We start from the raw sequence: 18,651 nt of genomic DNA, 5'->3' as shown, positions 1-18,651 counted from the left end.
GTTTTAAAATTTAAATACTTGGGCTTTGTCATCATTTTTGGCCAATACTACATACGTCGACTTCCCTCCTTTTACGAGCGCCATATTACGTACTTGACCAAGGGTTTTAAATCCAGTTTGCTTGGATAATTTTACTGCAAACTTCCCTTTACCTTGTCCTTCTAATAGAAGACCATAATTCGCATCAAATCGCCCCCATTCTGGAAGTGAATCAAAGAAATTACCAGCTAATAAAATATCTAGTTTGCCATCCTTATTGAAATCTGCCGCTTGAATTCCTCTAATAGGAGAGAATTGAGCCTGGTAAGGAAGTGCTTGCAAACTGAAGTTTCCTTTTCCATCGTTGATCATAAAGGACGATTGCGTTGTCGTGATTTGGCGCACAGTACCCCCTTCGCGTTGCTCATCACTAAACAATTCATCCACCGTCTTGTTCGCATAATCCTTGTACTTGATGAACTTTTTCTTGATCATCGGAAGCGCACGCTGCATCTCTCCTTTCAAGACCATCGGATACGTATTTCCATCCTCTGTCACACAAGAGATGATTTGTTCTACCACTCCATTTTTATCAAAATCACCCACATGCAGGAAAGCAGGTTTTTCTGCAGAAGCTTTAATCTTAGAATTAAGGCCAAAGTTCCCCAGTACAAAATCCATATCTCCATCACCATCAATATCAGCAGGCTTGATACAAGACCACAATCCTTCCGAACCAGCTACTGGTTCTTGTTTGGTTAATTTTCTGCCTCTCTCATTCTTAAACACGACTACCGGTCCCCAATCTTGTGTCACCAAAAGATCTACATAACCGTCACCATCCACATCAGACCATTCTGAATCCGTCACCATCCCTAGATCCGTCACTTGAGGCATATAGCGCTTCGACTGGTTCTTAAATCCACCTGTTCCATCATTGATAAACAAATTGCTTTGGGCGCTTTGGCCATACTTCGCATTGACCATTCGCGTTCCCACGAATAAATCGATGTCGCCATCCTTATCGTAATCCGCTGCTGAAACGCTAGACCCGTTTTCATAAATCATTGGGAATCGAATATCACGCTTCAAATTTCCTTTGCCGTCATTCAAATACAATAAGTCGTGTAATTCCGGTGCATTCTCCGCGAACTCATTACTTCCTGTGACCACGAACAAATCTAAATCGCCGTCTTTATCCGCATCAAAGAAAGTAGCATCCGTATTCTCTGTAGTCTGATCTAGGCTGAAATCTGCTTGTGGAGAATTGACGAATTTACCGCCGGGTTTTTGGACAAATAATTGCTTGACTTGACCAGCAGCCCCGCCTAAATAAATATCTTCTAGACCATCACCATTCACGTCACCCACCGCTAAAGCTGGGCCTTGTGTAGAATATTTTTGCTTCAATAACACATCGCGGTCGTAGTCGTTAAACATACTTTCCACGTGTAGATAATCTAATAAACCAGACGTCACATCTGCAAAAATTGGGGTTTGTTTCGCCTCAAAGAAATGGAAGATCTCTTTCGCATTCTCCTGCTTCAACGTTATTATCTGGTCGGCCTTCACTGACTTAATGGTTTCGATCTTATCGTTCGGCCATAAAACCTGTACCGAATCAATCGCTCCATTTGCTCCTAAGCCGAACACCATTTGGTGGTCACTCGACGATTGAAAACCGCGATTCGGCATTTGTTGCAATACTTTGAATCCGCCTTTTTGGTAAACCGTTACGCGTGCTCCGATACCGTTTAGGTTACGATCCGTTCCTTTTAGGTGTACGGTCAAATAATGGTTCTTAAATTTCTCGTTTGTCTTGTTCTTGTAAACGGATAATGGCGCGTTCACATTGTTCACGACTAAGTCCAAATCCCCATCATTGTCTAAATCACCGTAAGCTGAACCATTCGAGAATCCTGGACCTTCTAATCCCCATGATTTTACCTGGTTCGAGAATTTTAAATCACCCTCATTTTTATAAGCGTAATTCGGAATAGGCACCGAGGAAATTTTATCTGTAAACTCTTTGTAATCGAATTTCTTACCATCTAGCATTTGCTGCATCGTGTTGCGATCCCCTAAGAAATCAACGAAGTCTTGATCCGTTAAGTCTTTGGCAATTCCATTCGCCACAAAAATATCCTTCTTCCCATCATTATCCATATCAAAGATCAAGGCGCCCCAACTCCAATCCGTCGCATGTACACCTGCTAATTGACCCACTTCAGAGAAGGTTCCATCCCCATTATTCAGCTGCAAATTATTGCGCATATATTGATGCCAAAACCCACGCTTCTTCTTCAACTCCACCAGGTTATAGCCCTCAAAAACAGACGTCGTTTTCAAACGGCGATCATCGCCCGGCAACATATCCGTCACGAAGATGTCCATGTAGCCATCGTCGTTCAAATCCGCCATATCCGCACCCATCGAGCTCAACGAAATATGTGGCATCTCATTCTCTAAATCCTCCTTAAACGTGCCGTTCTTTTGGTTGATGTACAAATAATCACGCTCATAAAAGTCATTTGAAATATAAATATCAGGCCAGTTGTCATTATTGACATCGCCTATCGTAATTCCTAAACCAAAACCAATCAAACTCCCATAAATACCCGCCGTCTCCGACACATCGGTAAAATGAAGTTCCTTTCCATCCTTACTATCATTTCTAAATAACTTATCACCGCCTAATTTATCACGCTCCTCCCGTAAATTCGTATACCCTAATTTGTCAATCGGGGTAAAACTATTATTCAACAAATACATATCTAAATCGCCATCGCGATCGTAATCGAAGAAAGCCGCATGCGTTGAAAATCCTCCATCTTCTAGACCCGCTTCATTGGCCTGATCCTTATAAGTAGGCACGCCACCCTTTATTCCTTGATTGATGTATAATTGATTCCCACGCTGATCACGCGAACCTGAATTACACACATAAATATCCATTAAGCCATCCCCATTCACATCTGCAAACGTGACACCTGTAGACCAAAACTTCTTCCCCACAATCCCTGACTTCACCGTAATATCCTCGAACTTCATCGCCCCTTTGTTCAAATACAACTTATTGTCTTCGAAATTAGATGTCACAAAAAGATCCGATAAACCATCGTTATTCACGTCGCCTATCGCCACGCCACCTCCATTATAGAAGTTGCGGTAATTGAAGATATTGAACTCTTTTTTCTCCAAACTACGGTTCACAAAATCAATACCGGTTTGCTCAGCAGGCAACTCTTCAAAAAGAGTATCTTCTTTTTGAGAACAAGAGAAAATACTAAGAGAAATAAGGAAGAATAAGGGATAATTTTTCATTCTTAATGATCGAATTTTTGCACTACAAAAATACAAAATACGGGGGGCATATAAAACCCCTATAAAACAAAAAGGCAGAACCAAATGGTTCTGCCTTTCTATCAAAAACCTACAGATTAATATCCTGGGTTTTGAGTCAATAATGGGTTAGCATCACGACGAGGTTGTGGAATTGGGAACAATTCACGAGTCTTGTCAGTAACTGTCATAAACTTGCGAGCTGTAGAGAATTTACCGAAACGAATTAAGTCGTTACGTCTCCATCCTTCCCATGCTAATTCACGACCACGCTCAGCTAAGATATCGTCAGCAGTAACTGTAGTTAAAGCAGCAACACCAGAACGTGTACGGATAGCATTGATATCTGTTAACGCTTGAGCTGTGTTTCCTAAACGGAAAGCAGCTTCAGCACGCATTAAGATAACGTCAGCTAAACGTAAGAATACGTAGTCATTTGATTGATCACCGTTCGGGTTGTTCTTTTGGATCTCATATTTCTGAGAACGGATACCAGCTACTTGGTAAACTGCATCCGCATCAGTCATTTGATCTTTTTCCCAATCCGCAACGAATGCTAAATCAGCACCTTTTGCATCTTTCAATTTAGCTCCAGAAGCAGCATATTGCTGTCCTTTGATCCACATAGCACCACGTAAGTCACCAGACTCAAATGAGTTATAGAAATCAGCTAAAGTACAGAAACCGTTCCAAGGAGAGTTACCTAAACCATACGTTTGTTGGTTAGCATAGTGTAACGTTCTCATTTGGAAGTTCATACCACCCGCTTTGAATGAATCAAAAGGGATCGCGAAGATATTCTCGTTAGAACCTTGGTTTTGAACGATAAAGTTAGACAACGTAGAAGAAGCTAATGACCAGTTGTTCGAAGATTTGATTACTTGATCAGCTGTATCATATGCTTTTTGCCATTGTGTAGTACCGCTATACACACCTGCGTTCAAGTATACTTTCGCTAACAATGCTTTAGCAGCATCTTGAGTCATACGAGAGTAAGCTTTACCTGTAGGTAAGTTAGGGATAGCAGAAGTCAATTCAGAAACGATGAATGCATACACCTCAGCACGCGTCTTAGTCGCAGCAGAAGATTTGTTATCTGTTACGATAGGCACATTACCGAATGCATCCACAGCCATGAAGTAATAGATTGCACGTACTGCACGTAACTCATCTACCGCTTTTTGGTTAGAAGCAACTACTGGAATCAATTGGTTCACCTGAGAGATGTTACCAAAAATGAATCCCCACATTCCGTTGATAGGACCGTGTTGTGGAGTCCATGTGTGACGAGAATACGCCAACCAGTCACCACCATCATACCAGTCACCCCCACGTGTAGGAACGATCAACTCATCCGAAGATGCTTCACTTGGATTGAACCAATCCCATGTGATACCACGAAGACCACCATAAGCAGGTCCTAATGCCGCAGCAATTTGAGCATCAGTTTTCAAGAATTGATCCGCTGGGATCGAATCGTAAACTGGCTCAGTTAAATCTGTACAAGACGATAGGGCTAACGAAGCGAAAACACCTACTGAAAGTACTTTATAGATATATTTTTTCATTTTTTTAATTATTTTATTAATTAAGTTATATAACTAATAGTGTGGCTATTATGTTTAGAAAGACAAGTTAATACCCGCAGTAAATGCACGAGTTTTGTAGTATGTCTCACGAACATCGATACCAGGAGCAGCAGAACCAATTGCAAGGTTTTGGCTAACTTCAGGATCAACACCAGAGTAGTTAGTTAACAACAATAAGTTGTTACCAGCTACATAAATACGAGCTCTTTTGAATACGCCTTTAACTGGTAAAGTGTAACCTAAAGATGCGTTGCTTAAACGAATGTGATCGCCTGATTCTACGTAGTAATCCATAGGGATTGTACGCTCATCGTTGATTACAGAAGTAGCAGCAGTTTTCAATGCGTTAGACTCAGCTAAACGACCATCTTGACGACCTAACAATAAGTTGTTCGTGTTAACGATCTTAGCACCAGCGTTTCCAGTTAATTGGAATTGTAAGTCAAATGCTTTGTAACGTACGTTAGTAGTTAAACCACCTACGAAAGTAGGGTTAGGATTTCCTAAGTAAGTACGGTCTTTCGCGTTAGGATCTACAACACCATCACCATTAAGGTCTTGGAATACGTATTTTCCGTTTTCGATTTTAGAAACTTTAGCTCCGTAGAATACACCTACTGGTTGACCAGCTTGTAATACAGAGAAGTTTACAGCAGAAGTACCACGGATGTAGCTACCTAAAGAAGTAGATAAGAATACTTGGTCAGCTGCAGCGAACTCGTCGTTTTTCAAAGAGATCAATTCGTTTTGGTTGAATGAACCAGCGAATGAAGAACTAATTGACCAATCTTGCGTATCTAACCATTGGTAAGTAGCAGAGATCTCAATACCACGGTTTTGCATCGAACCAATGTTCGCTAAGATAGTTGGATATACAAATCCTTTTTCTTGTGGAGCATTAACTGTGTATAATAAATCCTTCGTTTGACGAGTATACCAGTCAATCGATCCAGTTAATTTACCTTTCAAGATTGAGAAGTCAATACCAGCACCGTAGTTTTCGTTAACCTCCCACTTCAAGTTAGGGTTCGGGTTAGATTGGATTGCGTATGCAGGTAAGAAGTCATCAGCTGAACCATCATAGTATGAACCTGATGGACCGTAGAATGATTTAGATAACAACGGACGGATACCTTCCGAGTTACCAGTTCTACCCCAAGAAACACGAAGTTTCAAGTTGTCGATTGTTGTATTTCCTTTTAAGAATGCTTCTTCAGATAATGACCAACCCACTGAAACTGATGGGAATAAACCCCACTTGTTGTTATCACCGAATTTAGTCGAACCATCACGACGCATATTAACTGTAGCGAAATACTTGTTCATTAACGAGTATTGTGCACGAGCTAAGAAAGAAACCAATTTGTATTCGTTTTTGTAAGAATACAATAAAGAAGGATTCGTACGAATACCTAAACCAGAACCAATGTTATCAGCACCAAACGCATCTGTTAAGAAGTTGTTGTTAGAAGCACCGAAACCATCATTAACTACATCTTGGTAAGTATAACCACCTAATAAAGTCAATGTAGAAACATCGTTCAATTTCTTAGTCCAGTTCAAAGTAGCTTCTAATTGCTTATCAGTTACTGAGTTTAATGAACGAGAAGCTGAGTTACCACCTACAGTAGATAACAAGTTACCTGGAGTAGTTGAAGCAAAATAGCTATTGTTAGCGTTTTGAGTACGTAATGTACCTGATACGTTAAATACTAAACCATCTAAGATAGTATAACCTGCAGAAGCATTGAATAAGAAATCTTGTAAACGTTGAGTGTTTGATTTCTTCTCTAAAGCCGCTAATGGGTTAAAGTTTGCGAATGTACCTGGTAATTGGAAGTAGTTACCATTTGCAGCGTAAACTGGATCAGTTGGACGCATGTTCATAGCAAAACCTACCGCACGGTTATCAGCGAATTGTCCGTTAGTTTGAGAAGCAGACATGTTGAACTTCATGTTCAATTTGCCATTCATTGCTTTCGCATCTAAATTCAAACGACCTGTTAAACGATCTTTTCCAGAACCGATCAACGTACCAGTTTGGTCTAAATAACCAACTGAAGCACGGTATGATAAGTTTTCAGAACCACCAGAAACACCTACGTTGTGGTTTTGAGAAACCGCTGTACGTGTGATTACTTTTAACCAATCTGTGTTAGCACCATTGTCATCAAATGATTGCTTGTATTTCGCAGCAGCAGCGCGGAACTCAGCAGCATTTAACAATTCTGGACGTTGAGAGATAGTCTCAGCACCTACGTAAGCAGAGTAATCTACTGTAGGAGCGCCTGACTTACCACGTTTTGTGTTGATCAAGATAACACCATTCGCACCACGAGAACCGTAGATAGCTGCAGAAGAGGCATCACGTAACACGTCCATAGATAAGATATCTTCTGGAGCAACGTTTTGGATAGGAGCACCAATCACACCGTCAATTACGTATAGAGGCTCAGAACCTGCGTTCAATGAACCTGTACCACGAAGACGTACAGTTGGAGCAGCATTGGGATCTCCAGATGCTTGCGTAATTACTAAACCAGCTACTTTACCTTGAGCAGCAGCTAATGGGTTAGTTACCACACCCGCATTGAAATCACGAGATCCTAAACTTGTTACAGTTCCTGAAATCTCTTTTCTCTTTTGAGTACCGTAACCTACAACCACAACCTCTTCTAAAGATTTGTTGTCAGCAGCTAAAGCAACGTTCACTACAGAACCTGTAGCTTTCACTTCTTTAGAAGTATAACCTACGAATGTGAACACTAAAGTGCTTCCACTTCCTGCGTTTACTTTGTAAGTACCGTTAATGTCAGTTTGAGTACCTTTTGTAGTACCTTTAACAGTAACAGAAACACCAGGGATCGCTGAGCCATCAGCAGCATCAGTAACTTTCCCTGAAACCACATCTTGAGCAAAAGCACCCAAGGAAATTAATAGTGCAACAGCAACACTAAAAGCTTGCTTGAAGCCTAGGTTACTAACACTTGATCGCACAAGGCGACCCACTCTCTTGTAAGAATGAATCATAAGTGAAAAATTAAGGGTTAAAAATGATTAATGATTCTTGTAGGTCTTGTTCTTATTCTTATTTATATATAGAAGACAGAGTTTCTGCTGGCCGAAGCCTTTTGAAAAGCCCATGTAATCGTTTACATAGTATGACTAATTTCAAAACCTTCACAAAAAAACTATAAATAAATTGAATAAAAAAATGAAAATAGATAATGAAACGATGACTTAGAGGCTGTGAATTGTACTTAATTTAGATTTTCTTGAAAACTAGCACAGTATAGGACAGGATCTGAAAATAATCTAATTGTTATCTAATTATAAACAGAGCCCCTATTTCAGAGGCATTTTTTGGCCAAAACCTCCATTAAAGCTCGCATTCGATTGTATTTTTTCAATAGAAACTTTTTTGAAAAAAAAATCACTTTTTTTTCGGTAATCTAATGCCAAAAATAATTTAGGATAAAATTAGAATAATACAATTAAGACAGTGCTATACTGTTGCACTAAAGATCAAGGTACCGGATCGTGGCCACTTCCACCCCACGGATGGCAACTTCCTACCCGCTTCAGGGTAAGGCGCAAACCTTCAATCAATCCGTGTTTTTGAAAGGCCTGCTTAGCATATTCGGAACAAGTAGGTGTATAGCGACAGGAATTAGGTAAAAAGGGTGAAATCATCCCTTGGTAAATACGGATTAGAAGAAGAAAAAAGAAAACAAAAATCCGCTGTAGCATCGAGTTTGAAATAAGGCCTTTTCTGATTAAATTGCTCTTAAATTTAACAAATACATTTCGCAATTTCGCATATGAATCGTAGGTCTTTGGCACTTAGTATTTTGGCATCCTTATTCTGCATGGCCTCCTGCAACAATGTTCCTAGTCATTTTTTTGCCAAAAACAGCTCAGTCGAAAAGCGAAACGACAGTATAGCTAGCTTGTTTGACCCTAAGATAGCGCAACAGAAAGCTGTTAAATTAGACACCTTCTTTAAAACCTTACAGAAGAAAACCGGCTTTAACGGAACGGTGCTTGTAGCGCAATACGGAAAGATCATTTATAAACGCGCTTTTGGAATTGCAAACAACTTCACCAAAGCCCAATTAAATACACGTACTCCCTTTCAGTTAGCCTCCGTTTCCAAGCAATTCACCGCTGTTTCCATCTTGCAATTAATGGAACAAGGGAAATTAAAGTTAGACGATCGCGTGGAACAGCATATTCCTGGATTCCCCTACGACTCCAGCATTACTATACGCAGTTTATTAACTCATAAATCAGGTCTACCTAATTACGCCTATTGTTTAGATAAATATTATGACAAAAAAGCTCCGTTAACAAATGCTAAGGTGGTTGAACTATTTAATAAGATCAAACCAGGCATCGATTACCACCCGAACCGCCAATTTCATTACAATAATACCAATTACATTTTGTTGGCTTATATCGTAGAGCGAATCAGCGGTAAAGGGTTTAGAGAATATGTAAAAGAGAACATCTTCACTCCTGCGGGCATGAGCGAATCTTTCGTATATGATCCACAGCATCCTGAATTATTGAAAAAATCAGCTACTGGCTATCAGCCTAAGCGCTCGGGACTAGCCGTAGTAGGCTTTGACCATTTAGACGGCGTTACAGGAGACAAAGGAATCTATTCCACCGTGGAAGATATGTTTATGTGGGACCAAGCATTGAATTCCGAGACCGTAGTCAAATTGAGTTCGCTGGCAGAAGCCTTCACTCCACAACATACGAAACCCAAAGTATTAACGACGAATTATGGCCTAGGCTGGCGACTGAAGCAATTAGAGAATGGCGAATGGCTGACCTACCACACAGGCTGGTGGCACGGGTTCAAAAATTATTATTTGCATAATCAAAAAGACAATTCAGCCATTATTATTTTAGGTAATATGGCGAATCATTCTTTGGCCAAAGTCAATATCGTTCAATCCATCTTGTACCCTGAAAAAGCGAAGTTATTTCTAAAGGGAGAAAATCTCCCAGCAGAAGGTGAATCTTCAGGAGGCAATTAATTTAACAAACCATGAAAAATCTATTTATTGCGCTATTATGCCTATTAGGCACCACGGCTTTCGCACAATCGGAAGACGAAGGCATTAAATCTGCCATTAACTCATACACAGAAGGCTTCACTAAAGGGGATACCGCGAGCTTAGGTCGCGCCTTTGCTAGCAACGCCCTGTTAAGAAACCTAAATACATCGACTGGAAAGATTGTAGACATGCCTTTGCGTAAATTCATCGCCGGTATGCCAGTAGGCGGCGCAAAAGCAACCGGAGCTCTATTAAATTACTCTTATGCTGGTACTTCAGCAGTGGCGACGGTGGAATTCAAATTCGACGATTTCAAATACATCGATCTACTAAGTTTGATGAAAATCAATGACGATTGGAAAATCGTTTGCCGCGTTTTCAGTCGTGTAGCGTTAGATGTAAATCTGGCGACGGGTCAGGGTGCCAAAACAGGTACAACGAAGTCGACTCCGGCAGCAAAGAAACAAACTGCTCCAGCGCCGAAGGCTAAGAAAGACGATGGATGGTGATAAAACAATATAGGGGTTCCTAAAACGGCGCAAGCACATGTTTTCGAAACCCCTACATTGTTTTATCTCTGAAAGAGAGGTGGCGATTCCTAACCCCAATCTACAATTTAGTCAGACAGTGAGATTAAAATTAAAAGACCCCGTAGAAAATAGGTGCTTGCGCCGTTTTCTTGGGGTATATTAGTTTTATGAGGCCAATTTGATCATCAACTAACAATTAGTTAAGATCGGAAAAAGAGTCCATTCTTATTGATCATATAGTTTAGGCTCCGCGGAAAACATGTGCTTGCGCCGTTTTCTAGGAGCCTGAACTATATTACCAATATATGGGCCCTTTACCGAGATACTTCTCCGCAATCGGCTTATAATACGCCTTCAATTCCTCATACACCGGAATCACTGGGGATTTGGTATACAAATCGTATTGATTAAAGTCGCGGATCCACTCAAGGTATTGCGCGTCCTTTTCGTTTAACAAAGCTTTATAGCTACCGCCTGAGTGCCAAGGATAGAACGAATGATACCGAATCATGGCCATTCCTGCTTCGGGAATCGAATTTGATGAGTGATTTTTCAGCACTTGATATAAATACTCGTCGTGTCCCCAAGCCAGATGAAGATTGTCTAGACCACAGCCTGTTTCATAAATGCCTAATTCGGTATTGTAACGAGGGTCTTGCATATCAGGATTCAAGGCGTTGAACTCTGGATAAACACAAGAGTCTGGAAGTTTGCAGCCTACGACGAACACATCACCTACTAATCCCCATTGTTCGGCTTGCGAGGTGCCATCTTCGTCAGACCCGAACAGGTACATTGCCTTGCCTAAATCGTGGATTAGGCCCACTAACTGCATCCAATCAGGGCGATTGTCCGCGCGCATGCCTTCTGCGGATTGCAAAAGGTGAATAATGTTAGGTAGATTTAAATCCGGATCGGAAACATCGATGAGGACGTTTAAGCGCTCCATCATTTCCCATAAATCCATGGGACGCTCGAAGGTGAGGTATTTGGCCTTCATGCGCTGAACATATTCATATGTTTGGCGAGAGCGCATCTTGCGGTAATGTTCTTTTACAGCAGCAGTAATATCACCTTGATCGTAATTTCTGAACTGCTCTTTTTCTTTAATAGGGGTTTCCATCGTCCTAGATTTTGGACTAATTTACAAAAAGGCTTCGAAAAATGAAATTAGGATTTCATGATCAATAGAATGATCGCGCTGGCAAGCATCAACAGGCCCATCGCAAAGAAGATCGATGGATTTAAGCCGGGAACGGTATTTTCTGCCAAAGAGGCTTCGTAGGGGTTCTCAGATAGGTAACGAACGGGAATTTCTTGCCCTATTTCACAGTTTTTGGCCAAACCTTTGTCCGCTTCGCGTCTAAATTCTAAACCATTCACATAATAGGAGACAATCGGGAAATAAATAGGGAAGCGACCGCTATGGTCATCGCGGGAATAACGCTTCGAAATTTCAACGATTTTTCCGTAAGTCATCTTTGAATTGTGGACCCACTCTTTGCGCTTTTTAAAAAGAACTATCCCAAAACCAATTAATACCACGGAGATCACCGTAAATGCTCCCAAAAACAAGGGCATCGATCCGTGAAATTCGCCTGTTGGCCGCGCCGATATTAATAAGATTCCGAACATAATGAGGGGCTGAAAACAATTCAGTCCTCAAAAAAACGACAAATAATACTGATTATCAAATAAATAGCCCGATAGCGAAAAGTGGAGTCTAGTAGTGTTTTTAGGGGATAAAATGAGATTTTTGCCATAATTACAAAAACCCGATGCAAAAACAGACTCATCTTTCGAAAAAATAGAAAAAATACAGAAAACAGGTATTCGAAAACCGACAAAATGGCCGAAAAATATATTTTCAGAAAATTTTAAATATCACACAAATTTGTATTTTTGGTCTCTCTAAACCTAAAAAACGATGAAAAGTAGTGTAAAATTCCAACTCATGTCCATGATGTTCCTAATGTTCTTCGGATGGGGCGCCTGGTATGGTCAAATGAGTAAATACTTATTAGATAATTTACACGCTACGGGCGATCAAGTGGGAAATGCTTACACCACTTTTGCGATTGCTTCCATCTTTGCTCCCTTCTTTGTGGGCCTGATTTCTGACCGCTTTTTTGCTGCTCAAAAAGTGATGGGCATTTTGAATATTTTGGGTGGTGTAATCCTCTACTTCTTGAGTTTAGAGAGAGATCCTGAGGCCTTCTTTTGGTATATTTTAGCCTATACCTTATGCTTCGCCCCTAATTTGGCCTTATCGAATTCGATTGCCATGAACCAAATGTCCAATCCAGAAAAGGAATTCCCTAGCATCCGAGTGACCGGAACCATCGCCTGGATTGTGGTGACGAATATTATTGGATTTTATGCCCTTGGAGACAAGGTGGCCATTTTTGAGATCGCGATGTACACCTCCTTCCTATTAGGAATATACTCGTTTACCTTACCCAATACGCCTCCAAAAGGCGACAAGAACGCTTCTGTGGCACAAATTTTGGGTTTAGATGCACTGAAGCTTTTCAAAGACCGCTCGTTCTTGATCTTCTTTATTTCTTCCATTCTGATCTGCATTCCGTTGTCCTTCTATTATGCGATGGCAAATCCATCCTTAACGGATGCACACATGAGCAATGTAGAGAACAAAATGTCCTTAGGACAGGCTTCTGAAGTGATTTTCATGTTGTTAATTCCGATCGCCTTTACGCGGTTAGGGGTTAAGAAAATGCTCGTAGTGGGACTTGTGGCGTGGATTATTCGATTCCTATGCTTCGGTTATGGGGATGGGATTTCGAGTGAATGGATCCTGTATATCGGGATTATTCTGCACGGCGTTTGCTACGATTTCTTCTTTGTGACGGGACAGATTTATACGGACCAAAAAGCCGGCGAGAAAATCAAGAATTCCGCACAAGGCCTCATCACTTTTGCCACCTATGGTATCGGAATGGGAATTGGCTCTAAGCTATCAGGAATCGTATTAGATTATTATACTATAAATGACGTCAAGAATTGGCAAGCGGTTTGGATGGTTCCGGCTGCGATTGCAGGAGTCGTGCTACTATTATTCGTGTTCTTCTTTAGCGAGAGTAAAAGTAAACCTACGTATTCTTAATCTTCCGAAGCATAAAAGGCATAATCGAAGGAAAGAAGCGCTTAACGAATAGGCCAAATCCTTCGAGGAAACCTCCTACAAAGAATTCATTTTTCTCTGCTAGCACGGCTTGCAAGATTTTCTGTGCGGTAACGTTGGGATCTAAGCCTTTGGCCTGATTCGGATCCATCTTTCCATAGGCCTCCCCTTTCTCGTTCATAGCGTGTAAGGAAATATTCGTCTTGATGTAACCCGGCAAAATCGTGGTCACGCGAATGCCATCATTGAAAACCTCCGCGCGAACTGAATCAAAGAATCCGATTAACGCGTGTTTCGTCGCACCATAAGCGGCTCTACGCGGAGTAGAAATACGTCCAGCGACCGAAGCAATCGGAACAAAAACGCCCGATTTTTGGGCGGTAAAGACAGGCAAAACAGCCTGTGTCAAAGAGACAATCGAAAAGAAATTCACCTCAAAAAGACGGCGATACACGTCGAATTCCGTATCTTTTACAAAAGAACGCTGAGAAACTCCGGCATTCAAAACCAAATAATCGATACGACCATAGGTTTGAATGACATCCTGCACTCGATCTGCGTGTTCTGACAAGGAAAGCATGTCGAAAGGAAGCACGTAGGCATTGTCGCAGGCTTTGGCAACCCGCTGCAATTCGGCTTCTCTTCGCGCTGACAAAACTAACAGCGCGCCTTCTGCCGCAAAAGCGTAGGCTAAGGCTTCACCGATTCCAGAGGAAGCACCTGTAATCCAAACAACTTTATTGTGAAATTTCATGGGATGCGAGTTTTGCTTCTAATGCTTGGAAGAAATCAGCCATCGGATTGACTTCGAGGCGTTGTAATTTCTGCCATAATCGAACGGCTTTGGTCATCAATCCACTTTCGATTAAGAATCCATCGTGCCCATACAGGGAGTCGATGACATGGAAAGAGGCATCGGGAATGTATTTAGCCAAAAACTCTTGCTCCACAATCGGGAACAAGGCATCGGATTTAATACCAATGACCAGCGTTTTTGATTGAATCAGTTTCAATGCAGCAATGGCTCCACCGCGATTTCTACCCACATCCTGCGAATCCATCATCTTCGATAACTGAAAATAAGAATAGGCATTGAAGCGTTGGGCTAATTTCTCGCCTTGGTAGCGCTGATAGGAAACGGCACGAAGGGAAGAACCATAGGTATTTTCCTTACGTGCTTGAGTAATTTGATAGGTTTCGTAATTCCGGTAAGAGATCAAAGCGGTCGCACGAGCAGCCTTCATCCCTTCTAAACCGGCTTTAGGCTGTGATTCTTTCCAAGAGGGGTCGACTTCGATGGCCATTCTTTGGGACTCATTAAAGGCGATTCCCCAAGGTGAATGCACGGCGTTCGTCGCTACTAAAATAAGATTTTCGATTAAACCGGGATTCACAATCGCCCATTCTACCGCTTGCTGACCTCCAAGAGAGCCTCCAATGCAGGTTTTGATGCGATTAATCTTCAATTCCTTGCGCAGAATCTCGAAACTAGAAACCACGTCGCGAATCGTCACGTCCGGAAACGAGTGAAAATAAGGTTTGCCGGTTCTCGGATCGACGGTTAAAGGGCCAGACGAACCATAATGAGAACCCAAAATATTCACGCAGACAATTAAATTATTCTCCGGATTAAACAGTTTTCCTGGACCTACGAGGCCTTGCCACCATTCTGCCACATCGTGACTTCCGGTGAAGGCGTGGCAAATCCAGACCACATTGTCTTTTTTAGCGTTGAGTTTGCCCCAGGTTTGGTAAGCTAAATCCAAAGCAGGTAATTCTCCCCCTAATTCAAGGGCAAATGGGGACGCGGAATGAAAATGATGAAACTCAGCTTGCATGCACAAAATGGTTTATATTTCCCTAAACAGGCACCGCCTGGGGTAGGAATTAGCACCGGGGTCTGCAATTGCAGACGGGTTGCCAGAAGTTCATTGAGCCTAGTCTCTCCCTTCTTCTTTATAAATCAACAAGCGAGGCTTTTTGATTTGAGGATGCAATTAACAGCCGAAATCGCTTTTTTCCAAAAACTTTGCCGATTAATTCCTTTCTACCGATATTTGTCCCATGTTAAAAATGGCGATTTTTTACGGTCTTCTAGGTGGTATTCTGTATGCTCTTGCACAGACCTCATTCCTAACCTATTTACACCCGGACTTGAAATTCATCTTTGTCTTTCTGTTGTTCCAAACCTATTTGACCTTCAACCTCGCCCAACTCGGTTTGAAAAACGAAGGCGAGAAATTCATTCCTTTTCAGATGATTTCCTTGACGATTCGCTTTATTTTAAGCGTCGTTTTTATCGGTTTCTTCGCCTATATCCACACCCCAAACCTTATCTTGTTCGTGAGCAACTTTTTTGTACTCTATTTATGTAGTACAAATTTTGAAATTTTTGGTTTGCTTCGTAACTTGCGACGTTTTTAGAAAATAGCAAGATTAATGTTTCAGATGCAGGTCAAGACTTCAACACAAAAAATGTACTTTTCGAATATACTACTAGGGCTTTTCTTAAGCTTTATTAGCCTTAATGTGTTCGCAAACGAACCAGTTGTAGCGCACGATTCTGCTCACGCAGATACGGCGGCTCACGCAGCTGCTCCTGCAGCACACGAAGCTCCATCTGAAAAATTTGATCCAGGTAAATTAATTCTTCACCACATTGCGGATGAGCACGATTGGCATTTCTTCACGATTGGCCATTTCCATGCGACTTTACCTTTGCCTTGCATCGTGTACACAACATCAGCAGGTGTTCAAGTGTTCTCGTCATCTAATTTCAAAAACGAACACCACGAAGAAATTCCTTACAACGGTTTCGTTTTAGAGCACGGAAAGATTCACGCAGAGAATGGCGAGAAAGTTTATGACTTCTCTATCACCAAGAACGTAGCTTCTTTGTTGCTTTCAGCGGTTTTATTATTGACTATCTTCATCGGTATCGGTCGCAAATACAAAGAAAATCCTCACAGAGCTCCTAAAGGATTGCAGTCGATGTTCGAACCGATCATCATTTTCGTACGCGATGAAATTGCCAAGAATAACATTGGCGAGAAACACTACCGTCGTTTCATGCCGTATTTATTGACGATCTTCTTCTTTATTTGGTTTAATAACATGTTAGGTTTGATCCCAGGTGGCGCGAACTTGACTGGAAATATAGCAGTTACTTTAGTATTAGCGATTATCGCGTTCTTTGTAACAAACTTCAATGGCCGTTCGACTTATTGGACGCACATTTTCGCGATGCCAGGTGTTCCTAAGTGGATGTTAGTTATTTTAACGCCGGTAGAGATTGTAGGTATCTTCATGAAGCCTTTCTCTTTAATGGTTCGTTTGTTTGCGAACATTACAGCGGGTCACATCATTTTATTAAGTTTAGTATCCTTGATTTTCATTTTTGAAAACGCGGCTTTAGGTCTAGCAGTAGTTCCTTTCTCGCTTTTCATGAACGTAATTGAGCTAATTGTTGCCTTCATTCAAGCCTTCATCTTTACGATGTTAGTTTCGACCTACATCGGAGCAGCGGTAGAAGAGCATCACCATTAATTTGTAAATTATTTTTTTATATAAACCCAAATCGTATGTCTATTTTATCGATTTTATTAGAAGTTTCTGTAGGTCTTGGTCTTGCAGGTATTGGTGCTGGTTTAGCTGCTTTAGGAGCTGGAATGGGTATCGGTCGTATCGGTGGTTCTGCTATGGAAGCTATCGCTCGTCAACCAGAAGCGTCTGGAAAAATTCAAGGTGCGATGTTAATCGTTGCGGCCTTCGTTGAGGCGGTTGCGTTATTCGCTGCTGTAATTTGTCTATTGGTTACTTTGAAATAAGAAACCAACCAGAATCCCCAAAGGGTTAGCCTTTGCATCAGATTCTACCCCCATTTAAAACGCAATTTGGTTTACATTAGGTGCCAAATTGCGTTTTTTGACACGATTTACAAAAAATGAACATACTATGGAGTTAATCACCCCAGACTTTGGACTTATCTTCTGGCAACTAATTGTCTTTGGAATTCTATTCTTCCTTTTAGCCAAATTTGCTTGGAAACCGATCATTCAATCGTTAGCTGAGCGCGAGCAATCAATCGACGAGGCTATCAAATTATCTGAAACAACACGTGCTGAAATGGCCGAATTGAAAGCAGGTAATGAGCAATTAATCACTTCAGCACGTGCTGAACGTGATGCGTTGATCAAACAAGCGAAAGAAGCATCCGATGCGATGATCTCTCAAGCTAAATTAGATGCACAAACAGCCGCTAACCAAGAAATCGAAAAAGCACGCGTAGCATTCGAACAAGAGAAAGCAAGTGCAGTAGCAGCGATCCGTAAGGAAGCAGCTTCTCTTTCGTTAGACTTAGCGGAGAAAGTGTTAAAAAGCCAATTAAAAGACAAAGCAGCTCAGGAAAAATTAGTGACTGAGTGGATGGCTGACGTTAAATTATCTTAATCGCATAGACCATGTCAGAATTAATTGTAGCTCACCGTTACGCTAAATCCCTGCTAGACTTCGCGATCGAAAAGAACGCGGTAGAGGCAGTAGCTAAAGACATGATTGATTTCGCAGAAACTTGCGACGCCAGTCACGAATTAGTGTTAGCGCTAAAGAGCCCAATCATTAAGCATTATACGAAATTAGCTATCCTAGCGAAGCTATTTAAGGATAAATTCAATCCAGTTACCTACGGAATCTTCGTGATCATCACGAACAAAAACCGCGAGAAGATTCTTCCTGCGGTGGCAAAAGAATTCATCTCGATGTACACGGATTACAAAGGAATCCAAAAAGCAACGGTTACCACTGCTTCTACTTTAACAGCAGATCAAAAAGCTACGGTAGCGAAAATCGTTAAAGACTACACCGGTAAAGAAGTAGAATTGATCGAACAAATTGATGAAAGCCTGATTGGTGGATTCATTTTGAAAGTAGGCGACCAACAGATTGATGATTCGATCAAGCGGAAGCTGAACGATTTAAAAGTTTCTTTAGCATCTTAAAGG

At 41.3% G+C, this 18,651-nt stretch carries 16 protein-coding genes and 1 riboswitch; of the genes, 8 read left to right on the top strand and 8 right to left on the bottom strand.

Going from position 1 to position 18,651, the window contains the following annotated elements; all coding sequences use genetic code 11:
• Positions 1-3: 3 nt before the first annotated feature.
• The 4 genes from SKC35_RS09415 to yidD all read right to left on the bottom strand — a co-directional run bounded on the left by SKC35_RS09415 (position 4) and on the right by yidD (position 8,660).
• Complete coding sequence (locus tag SKC35_RS09415; protein WP_377979134.1) at positions 4-3,303, bottom strand: VCBS repeat-containing protein; 3,300 nt, start codon at positions 3,301-3,303, stop codon at positions 4-6.
• 116 nt (positions 3,304-3,419) lie between these two features.
• Positions 3,420-4,889, bottom strand: coding sequence for a RagB/SusD family nutrient uptake outer membrane protein (locus SKC35_RS09410; protein WP_377979133.1), 1,470 nt, complete (start codon positions 4,887-4,889; stop codon positions 3,420-3,422).
• A 54-nt stretch (positions 4,890-4,943) separates the two neighbouring features.
• Positions 4,944-7,940, bottom strand: coding sequence for a SusC/RagA family TonB-linked outer membrane protein (locus SKC35_RS09405; RefSeq protein ID WP_377979132.1), 2,997 nt, complete (start codon positions 7,938-7,940; stop codon positions 4,944-4,946).
• Positions 7,941-8,435: 495 nt separating this feature from the next.
• Positions 8,436-8,660, bottom strand: coding sequence for a membrane protein insertion efficiency factor YidD (yidD, locus tag SKC35_RS09400; RefSeq protein ID WP_377979131.1), 225 nt, complete (start codon positions 8,658-8,660; stop codon positions 8,436-8,438).
• Between the two features lie 71 nt (positions 8,661-8,731).
• Between yidD and SKC35_RS09395 the strand changes: the two genes are divergently transcribed.
• Together SKC35_RS09395 and SKC35_RS09390 are read left to right on the top strand one after the other, a co-directional pair.
• Complete coding sequence (locus SKC35_RS09395) at positions 8,732-9,958, top strand: serine hydrolase domain-containing protein (RefSeq protein ID WP_377979130.1); 1,227 nt, start codon at positions 8,732-8,734, stop codon at positions 9,956-9,958.
• An 11-nt stretch (positions 9,959-9,969) separates the two neighbouring features.
• Positions 9,970-10,488, top strand: a complete 519-nt coding sequence (locus tag SKC35_RS09390) for a nuclear transport factor 2 family protein (protein WP_377979129.1) — start codon at positions 9,970-9,972, stop codon at positions 10,486-10,488.
• Positions 10,489-10,804: 316 nt separating this feature from the next.
• Here SKC35_RS09390 and SKC35_RS09385 read toward each other — a convergent pair whose 3' ends face one another.
• Both SKC35_RS09385 and SKC35_RS09380 read right to left on the bottom strand, forming a co-directional pair.
• A complete protein-coding gene (locus tag SKC35_RS09385) occupies positions 10,805-11,632 on the bottom strand; it encodes an inositol oxygenase family protein (RefSeq protein ID WP_377979128.1) in 828 nt (275 codons plus the stop codon).
• Positions 11,633-11,679: 47 nt separating this feature from the next.
• Entirely contained in the window at positions 11,680-12,144 is a 465-nt protein-coding gene (locus tag SKC35_RS09380; protein WP_377979127.1) for a DUF3592 domain-containing protein, read from the bottom strand.
• Positions 12,145-12,436: 292 nt separating this feature from the next.
• Here SKC35_RS09380 and SKC35_RS09375 point away from each other — a divergent pair, with 292 nt between their 5' ends.
• On the top strand, positions 12,437-13,633 hold the full coding sequence (locus SKC35_RS09375) for a nucleoside permease (RefSeq protein ID WP_377979126.1): 1,197 nt from the start codon (positions 12,437-12,439) through the stop codon (positions 13,631-13,633).
• On the opposite strand, the gene SKC35_RS09370 is transcribed toward SKC35_RS09375, so the two are convergent.
• Both SKC35_RS09370 and SKC35_RS09365 read right to left on the bottom strand, forming a co-directional pair.
• Positions 13,620-14,405, bottom strand: coding sequence for an SDR family oxidoreductase (locus SKC35_RS09370; protein WP_377979125.1), 786 nt, complete (start codon positions 14,403-14,405; stop codon positions 13,620-13,622). The genes SKC35_RS09375 and SKC35_RS09370 overlap by 14 nt on opposite strands.
• Positions 14,389-15,489, bottom strand: coding sequence for a homoserine O-acetyltransferase family protein (locus SKC35_RS09365; RefSeq protein WP_377979124.1), 1,101 nt, complete (start codon positions 15,487-15,489; stop codon positions 14,389-14,391). Before SKC35_RS09365 ends, SKC35_RS09370 begins: the two co-directional genes overlap by 17 nt.
• A 9-nt stretch (positions 15,490-15,498) precedes the next feature.
• Positions 15,499-15,616, bottom strand: a riboswitch (SAM riboswitch).
• Between the two features lie 108 nt (positions 15,617-15,724).
• Between SKC35_RS09365 and SKC35_RS09360 the strand changes: the two genes are divergently transcribed.
• The 5 genes from SKC35_RS09360 to atpH all read left to right on the top strand — a co-directional run bounded on the left by SKC35_RS09360 (position 15,725) and on the right by atpH (position 18,648).
• Entirely contained in the window at positions 15,725-16,075 is a 351-nt protein-coding gene (locus SKC35_RS09360) for a hypothetical protein (protein WP_377979123.1), read from the top strand.
• 51 nt (positions 16,076-16,126) lie between these two features.
• Positions 16,127-17,197 (top strand): F0F1 ATP synthase subunit A, encoded by a 1,071-nt coding sequence (atpB, locus tag SKC35_RS09355; RefSeq protein ID WP_377979122.1) that lies wholly within the window; start codon positions 16,127-16,129, stop codon positions 17,195-17,197.
• 35 nt (positions 17,198-17,232) lie between these two features.
• Positions 17,233-17,478: an ATP synthase F0 subunit C gene (atpE, locus tag SKC35_RS09350; RefSeq protein ID WP_130894949.1), complete on the top strand. Its 246-nt coding sequence runs from the start codon at positions 17,233-17,235 to the stop codon at positions 17,476-17,478.
• A gap of 127 nt (positions 17,479-17,605) precedes the next feature.
• Positions 17,606-18,100, top strand: coding sequence for a F0F1 ATP synthase subunit B (gene atpF / locus SKC35_RS09345; RefSeq protein ID WP_130894948.1), 495 nt, complete (start codon positions 17,606-17,608; stop codon positions 18,098-18,100).
• Positions 18,101-18,111: 11 nt separating this feature from the next.
• Positions 18,112-18,648: an ATP synthase F1 subunit delta gene (gene atpH / locus SKC35_RS09340; RefSeq protein WP_130922823.1), complete on the top strand. Its 537-nt coding sequence runs from the start codon at positions 18,112-18,114 to the stop codon at positions 18,646-18,648.
• Positions 18,649-18,651 lie beyond the last annotated feature (3 nt).

The sequence above is a fragment of the Aquirufa originis genome (assembly GCF_042714495.1).
GTDB classification, from domain to species: Bacteria; Bacteroidota; Bacteroidia; order Cytophagales; family Spirosomataceae; genus Aquirufa; species Aquirufa originis.
This window is presented reverse-complemented; position numbering and strand designations above follow the sequence as displayed.